The 6,251-nt window shown below is 73.9% G+C and carries 7 protein-coding genes and 1 pseudogene; 5 read left to right on the forward strand and 3 right to left on the reverse strand.

The genetic code is table 11. The features are described from left to right. From AB0912_RS19380 to AB0912_RS19400, 5 genes and pseudogenes are all read left to right on the forward strand, one after another. A pseudogene (locus AB0912_RS19380) lies at positions 1–786 on the forward strand (histidine kinase); the annotation flags it as partial. Next, positions 783–1,286 (forward strand): roadblock/LC7 domain-containing protein, encoded by a 504-nt coding sequence (locus AB0912_RS19385; protein WP_366701232.1) that lies wholly within the window; start codon positions 783–785, stop codon positions 1,284–1,286. The pseudogene AB0912_RS19380 and the gene AB0912_RS19385, both read left to right, overlap by 4 nt. Further along, positions 1,283–1,693, forward strand: coding sequence for a DUF742 domain-containing protein (locus tag AB0912_RS19390; RefSeq protein WP_366701234.1), 411 nt, complete (start codon positions 1,283–1,285; stop codon positions 1,691–1,693). The genes AB0912_RS19385 and AB0912_RS19390 overlap by 4 nt, the downstream gene beginning before the upstream one ends. Beyond that, on the forward strand, positions 1,674–2,312 hold the full coding sequence (locus AB0912_RS19395) for an ATP/GTP-binding protein (RefSeq protein ID WP_366701236.1): 639 nt from the start codon (positions 1,674–1,676) through the stop codon (positions 2,310–2,312). The genes AB0912_RS19390 and AB0912_RS19395 overlap by 20 nt, the downstream gene beginning before the upstream one ends. A gap of 53 nt (positions 2,313–2,365) precedes the next feature. Continuing rightward, positions 2,366–3,628: a styrene monooxygenase/indole monooxygenase family protein gene (locus AB0912_RS19400; RefSeq protein ID WP_366701238.1), complete on the forward strand. Its 1,263-nt coding sequence runs from the start codon at positions 2,366–2,368 to the stop codon at positions 3,626–3,628. Here the strand turns inward: AB0912_RS19400 and AB0912_RS19405 are convergent. The 3 genes from AB0912_RS19405 to AB0912_RS19415 form a co-directional block, all read right to left on the reverse strand. Further along, the gene (locus AB0912_RS19405; RefSeq protein ID WP_366701240.1) at positions 3,592–4,869 is read right to left on the reverse strand and encodes an NlpC/P60 family protein; all 1,278 of its coding nucleotides are present in this window, start codon (positions 4,867–4,869) and stop codon (positions 3,592–3,594) included. The genes AB0912_RS19400 and AB0912_RS19405 overlap by 37 nt on opposite strands. Before the next feature lie 109 nt (positions 4,870–4,978). Beyond that, positions 4,979–5,299: a hypothetical protein gene (locus AB0912_RS19410; protein WP_366701242.1), complete on the reverse strand. Its 321-nt coding sequence runs from the start codon at positions 5,297–5,299 to the stop codon at positions 4,979–4,981. A 10-nt stretch (positions 5,300–5,309) separates the two neighbouring features. Beyond that, positions 5,310–6,035, reverse strand: a complete 726-nt coding sequence (locus AB0912_RS19415) for a TetR/AcrR family transcriptional regulator (RefSeq protein ID WP_366701244.1) — start codon at positions 6,033–6,035, stop codon at positions 5,310–5,312. Positions 6,036–6,251 lie beyond the last annotated feature (216 nt).

A 6,251-nucleotide genomic window follows, 5' to 3' on the forward strand; every position in this document is an offset into this window, starting at 1 on the left:
ACGGGTCGCGTGGTGGTCCAGGCGGAAGAGGTTCTCCACGCCGGCCCCGCGCCCGGCGGCCCCGCGCCCGCCGGTGCCGAGACCCCGGTCATCCCGGCACCCCGCGAGCCGCTCCCGGCCACCGCACCGGCCCCGGCACCGGAGGCCACCCCCGAGACCACCATGGAGCTGCTGCTCCCGGACCTCGCGGCACAGCCCCCAGCCCCGCAGCCCGCCCACGCGACGCCCGACGGGACCACCGGCACCCCCGCCGGGTCCGGGACCCCGGCCGCGTCCGGGACCCCCGCCGGGCCCGGGACCCCCGCCGCGTCCGAGGTCCCCGACGCCTCGCGGGCCCCCGAAGCCTCGCGGGCCCCCGAAGCAGCCGAGGCTCCCGAGACCCCCGCCGCCCCCGCGCGGCCCGGCACCGACCCCTACGCCGTCGGCCCCGACAGCCACGAGCGGGCCCCCGACGAGCGCCCCCGGCTCACCGACAAGGGCCTGCCCAAGCGGACGCCGAAGATCACCGCCCCCGCCGCCACGGCCCCGCGCCCCCGGGTGGGCGGCGTGGACGCCGACGCCCTGCGGCGCAGGCTGGGCGGCTTCCACCGGGGCGCGGTCGAGGGCCGCCGTGACGTGGAGGCGGAGATCGCCGACCGGACAGCGGAGACACCCGCCCCCGGGGACCGGACCCCGTCGGCCGCGCCCACCGCACACCCGCCCGCGGGACCCACGCCCACCGGGCGCCCGCGCACAGCACAGGACGTAGAAGCATCGGGGGGCACCGTCGAGGAGGCAAGCAGTTGACCGCGCCCAGTACCTTCGGCCTGAGCAGCGAAGCCCGTAACCTGCACTGGCTGCTGACCAATCTCGTCGAGGAGGTGCCGGGCCTCCAGTCGGTCGCGGTCGTCTCCTCCGACGGCCTGCTGCTGCTCTCCTCCGACCCCGGCCGCAACGCCGAGGTGCGGACGGCCGACACCGCCAGGCCCGCCGGACCCAAGGGCTCGGCGGCCGACCTCGCCACCATCGTCTCCGGCATCGGCAGCCTCACCGTCGGCGCCGCCAAGCTGATGGACGGCGGCGGGGTCAAGCAGACGATGGTCGCGATGGAGGAGGGCAGCCTCTTCGTCATGTCGATCAGCGACGGCTCGCTGCTCGGTGTGCACGGCTCCCCGGACTGCGACATGAGCGTGGTGGCGTACCACATGGCGCTCTTCGTCGGCCGCGCCGGACACGTGCTGACGCCCGAACTCCGCACCGAGCTGCGGAAATCCCTTGAGGCCGAGGCCCTCGGGGGCAGCCGATGACCGCGTCGAAGGGCGTCCGTAAACTGCCCGTGCGCGGAGCCGACCGCAAGCCGGCCCGGGTACGCCCCTATTCGCTCACCGGCGGACGGACCCGCTTCGGGCACGTCCTGCTCGTGGAGACCTTCGTGGCCGCGCTGGAGGCCCCGGAGGAGCGCAAGGAACTGACGAACCGCTCGCTCACCAGCCGGGTCATGCCCGAGATGCGCGCCATCGTCGAACTCTGCCGCCGTATGCGCACGGTGGCCGAGATCGCCGCCCTGCTCAGGATGCCCCTCGGCGTGGTCCGAGTGCTGCTGAGCGACCTGGCGGACCAGGGAAAGATCCGTGTGTACGGAACAGGTCACGGCCCGGGACAGCCGGACCGCGCTCTGCTGGAAAGGGTGCTGAGTGGACTCCGTCGTCTCTGACGCCGCACCTGGCGTCGCTCCCCTCCTCGACGATGAGGAGAACCTTCAGGCCTGGCAGACGGACCGCACGCGCGCGCCGATCGCCACCAAGATCGTGGTGGCGGGCGGCTTCGGCGTCGGCAAGACCACCATGGTCACCGCCGTCTCGGAGATCACGCCGCTCCAGACGGAGGCGCTGATGACCCAGGCCAGCGAGGAAACCGACGACCTCACGGCGACGCCGGACAAGGTCACCACCACCGTGGCCATGGACTTCGGCCGCATCACGCTCGACGACGACCTGGTGCTCTACCTGTTCGGCACGCCGGGCCAGCAGCGGTTCTGGTTCATGTGGGACGACCTGGTGCGCGGTGCGATCGGCGCGGTGGTCCTCGCCGACACCCGCCGCCTGTCGGACTGCTTCCCGGCGCTCGACTACTTCGAGAGCTGCGGTCTGCCGTACGTCGTCGCCGTCAACCACTTCGACGGCAGCGAGCGGTTCGAACCGCAGGACGTGCGCGAGGCCCTGACCGTGCCCCCGCACATACCTGTCATGATCATGGACGCGCGCCGCCGGATCTCGGTCGTCGAGACCCTGCTGGCCCTGGTCGGCCACGCGCTCGAAGTCAGCCCGGAATAACGCGCCTGAGTCAGCCCGCGATCGCGCGCCCGAGTCGTAGGAGAACACCCCGCATGCGGAAGATACTTGTCGTCGGAGCCGGCCAGTCCGGGCTCCAGCTCGCCCTCGGCCTCCAGTCGCGGGGATACGAGGTCACCCTGATGTCGAACCGGACGGCGGACGAGATCCGCACCGGCCGGGTCATGTCGACACAGTGCATGTTCGACACGGCACTTCAGCACGAGCGCGATCTCCAGCTCAACTTCTGGGAGTCCCAGGCCCCGCGGATCGAGGGCCTCGGCGTCTCGGTCGCCGCCCCCGGCTCCTTCGACCCGGGCCCCTCGCAGCGCGCCATCGACTGGGTCGGCCGGCTCGACGGGTACGCGCAGTCGGTCGACCAGCGGGTCAAGATGGCCGGCTGGATGGAGACGTTCGCCCAGCGCGGCGGCCAGCTCGTCATCCACGGCGCGGCCGTCTCCGACCTCGACTACTTCTCCCGCACGTACGACCTGGTGCTGGTCTCCGCCGGCAAGGGCGAACTCGTCTCCATGTTCGGCCGCGACGCCTCCCGTTCGCCGTACACCGAGCCGCAGCGCGCCCTCGCGGTCGCCTACGTGCACGGTCTGGGCCCGCGCCCGGAGCACCCGGACTTCGACGCGGTGCGCTGCAACCTGGTGCCGGGCGTCGGCGAGCTGTTCGTCATGCCGACCCTCACCACCTCGGGCCGCGCCGACATCCTCTTCTGGGAGGGCGTCCCCGGCGGCCCGCTCGACGTCTTCAACGGCGTCAAGGACCCCGCCGAGCACCTCGCGCTGACCCTCCAGCTCATGGAGCGGTTCACGCCCTGGGAGTACGCGCGCGCCACCAACGTCGAACTCACCGACGCGGGCGGCACGTTGTCCGGCCGGTACGCGCCCACCGTCCGCAACCCGATCGGCCGGCTCCCCGGCGGCGGCCTGGTCCTCGGCGTCGCCGACGTCGTCGTGGCCAACGACCCGATCACCGGACAGGGCTCCAACTCGGCCGCCAAGTGCGCCGCCGCCTACCTCTCCTCGATCGTCGAGCACGGCGACAAGCCCTTCGACGAGGAGTGGATGCGCGCCACCTTCGACCGCTACTGGGACACCGCCCAGCACGTCACCAAGTGGACGAACGCCATGCTCGGCCTCCCCCCGGAGCACGTCCTCAACCTGATCGGCGCCGCCGGCCGGCTCCAGCCCGTGGCCGACCGCTTCGCCAACGGCTTCGACAACCCGGCCGACTTCGAGAACTTCTTCTACGACCCGGAGAAGACGGGCGCCTACCTGGCCTCGGTCGCCGGGGCCGTCGAGGCGTAACCCTCGTCCGGTCCGGCGGTGGCGGTCGCGGGGAGCTTCGGCGGGGTGTAGTGCCGCAGGGGCTTCCCGTCCGGGTCGGGGCGGACCGCGCCCAGCAGGGGGTTGGCGGCGATGGGGGAGACCTTGATGTCCGTGCCGGGCCGGGGTGCCTGGACGACCATTCCGCCGCCCAGGTAGAGGGCGACGTGCGTGGCCTCGGGGAAGTAGACCACCAGGTCGCCGGGGCGCAGCTCGCCGAGCGGGACCCTCGGGAGTTCGGCCCACTGCTCCTGGCTGGTGCGGGGCACCGGCCGCCCGGCCCGGTCCCAGGCCCGCGAGGTGAGCCCCGAGCAGTCGTAGGCCGCCGGGCCCTCGGCGCCCCACTCGTAGGGCTTGCCGATCTGCCCGACGGCGTAGCGCACCGCCCGCTCGCCCGCCGGGGTCGGCGGCCGGTCGTCGTCGAGCGCCCCGGACGCCATGACCGCCCGCTGCGCGGTGTCGGTGCCGGCCTTCTCGGTGCGCTCCAGCTCGGCGAGCTGGTCCGCGCTCAGCGAGGCGAGCAGTCTCTGCACCTCGTCCAGGCGCCCCCGTACCGCGTCCCGGTCCTTCTTCTGCCGTGCGGCGAGGGACAGTTGGCCGTCCAGTGCCTTGCGGGCCGCCCGCGCGAGCGTGTCGATCCGCTTCTCGCTGCCGGTGACCCGCTGCACGGTCTCGGCCCGCTCCAGCGACAACTGCCCGATCACATGGCCCTGGTCGAGCGCGTGCTGCGGATCCCGCGCGAGCAGCAGCCGTACGTACGAGGAGATCTCGCCGCTGCTCTGGTACTGCTGGCGGGCCAGCCGGCCGGCGGCGCCGCGGCTGTCGTGCAGCGAGAGGCGGGCGGCGGCCAGGCGGGCGTCGAGCCGCTCGGTCTCCGCGCGCTGCTTCTTCAGTTTCTCGGCGGTGGCGTTGTACGTCTCGGTGGCCTTCTCGGCCTCCCGGTACAGCCGCTGAAGCTCCGTCAGGAGGGCGGCGGCGGACTGCCCGGCGCCGGGCGCGCCCGCCTCCTCGCCGTCATCGGGCGCGCCCGTCTTCTCGCTGTCCCCGGGCGCGCCGGTCTTCTCGCCGTCCCCGGGAGCCTCGGCCGTACGGTCCGCCGCCGGCCCGGCCGTGTTCTCCGCGCTCGGGCCCGGCTCCGGCACGGCCACCGCCGGGGACGGTGCAAGCAGGGCGCCGGCCGCCACCGCCGCCGTACAGACCAGACGCAGAAGCCTTCCTGACATGCCATCACCTCCGGTGCCGGGGCGGCCCGTCCACCACCCGTCTCGCACCGGCAGGATCGGGCGGTCGCACCCCGGGCGCGCGCCGGGTGACCACTTCGGCCCAAGAAGGTCACTCGTCGGCGTTGCCGCCCGGCGTGGCGCCGCCCGCGTCGCGGCCCTTGTGCCCGCGCCCGCCCCAGGGCAGGGCGAACCGGGGCCCCGACCCGTCGTCCTCGGGGTCGAACACGTACTTCCACCCCCGGTGCAGCCCGAGCCGCCGGCTGGTCGCCGCCTGGACGCGGCGGTACACGAGCACGGTGGGCGGCCCGCCGTCCGGGGCGGGCACCGGGACGCGGTACGTCTTGGGCGGGTGGCCGGTGATCCCCAGCAGCACGGGCAGCACCCGGCCGTCCAGCGGGCCGCCCTCGAAGGGGGTGTCGTCGCTCTTCACCGGACCAGTGTCACAGCAGGTGGGCCGCCTCCCCGACAACGGGCAGCACCCGGCGCACCAGCGCCCCCACGATGCCGTCCGGGCGCTCCATCGCGAGCGAGGCCCGCACCGCCGCCGCGGTCTGCGGATCGCGCCCCGCGCTCGCCGTGAGCACCGCCACGAACTGCTCCACGAGCCAGTCCCGCAACTCGTCCAGCGGCGGCTGTTTGCCCTCGTCCAGCCAGATCAGCGAGGCGGCCTCCACCGCGGTGATCCACATCCGTACGGTCATCCGCAGCCGGGGCCCGGGGTCCTTCACCGCGAGGTGGTCGAGGATGTGCTCGGCCGCCGCCCGGCGCACCCCGTCCACGATGGCCGTGGTCCGCGAGGTCTCGATGACGCTGCCGCCCTGGAGCAGCGCGCTGAACCCGGCGTCGTGCTGGTCCACGAAGGCGAGGTAGCGGTCGAGGGCGTGCGACAGCCGCTCGGTCAGCGGTCCCTCGGGGGGTTCCGCGAAGCACTGCTCCAGCTCCTCGGCGGCGGAGCGCAGGGCCGCCTCGTACAACTGCTGCTTGCCGCCCGGGAAGTACCGGTACACCAGCGGCCGTGACACCCCGGCCGCCTCCGCCACGTCGTCCAGCGAGACCTCCTCGGGCACCCGCTGGGCGAACAGCGAGAGCGCGGCGTCGAGAAGCTGGCTGCGCCGTTCCTCGACACTGAGCCGGCGGTAGGCGGGAGTGGAAGCCTGCGGGGTCATGCCCGGCAGCGTAACCGGCCCGTCCACGACTTCCCCACAACAGCGGGCGACCGACCGGCGGACCGGCGGACGCGCAAACGGACCCGCCCGGGGACCGTCTCACCCGCCCGGGGACCCGCGGACCTACCCGTGGGACCCGCGGACGGGCCTGGCGACTTGCGGACCGGCCCCGGGGACCGGCACACGGGTCTGATGACTGCGGACCGGCACACGGGT

The sequence above is a fragment of the Streptomyces sp. NPDC007084 genome (genome assembly GCF_040703595.1).
Lineage (GTDB): Bacteria > Actinomycetota > Actinomycetes > Streptomycetales > Streptomycetaceae > Streptomyces.

Excerpts from the sequence above, each read along its gene's own strand:
- AB0912_RS19400 (WP_366701238.1), top strand. The coding sequence starts at position 2,366 with ATGCGGAAGATACTTGTCGTCGGAGCCGGCCAGTCCGGGCTCCAGCTC.
- AB0912_RS19405 (WP_366701240.1), bottom strand. The coding sequence starts at position 4,869 with ATGTCAGGAAGGCTTCTGCGTCTGGTCTGTACGGCGGCGGTGGCGGCC.
- AB0912_RS19415 (WP_366701244.1), bottom strand. The coding sequence starts at position 6,035 with ATGACCCCGCAGGCTTCCACTCCCGCCTACCGCCGGCTCAGTGTCGAG.
- AB0912_RS19390 (WP_366701234.1), top strand. The coding sequence starts at position 1,283 with ATGACCGCGTCGAAGGGCGTCCGTAAACTGCCCGTGCGCGGAGCCGAC.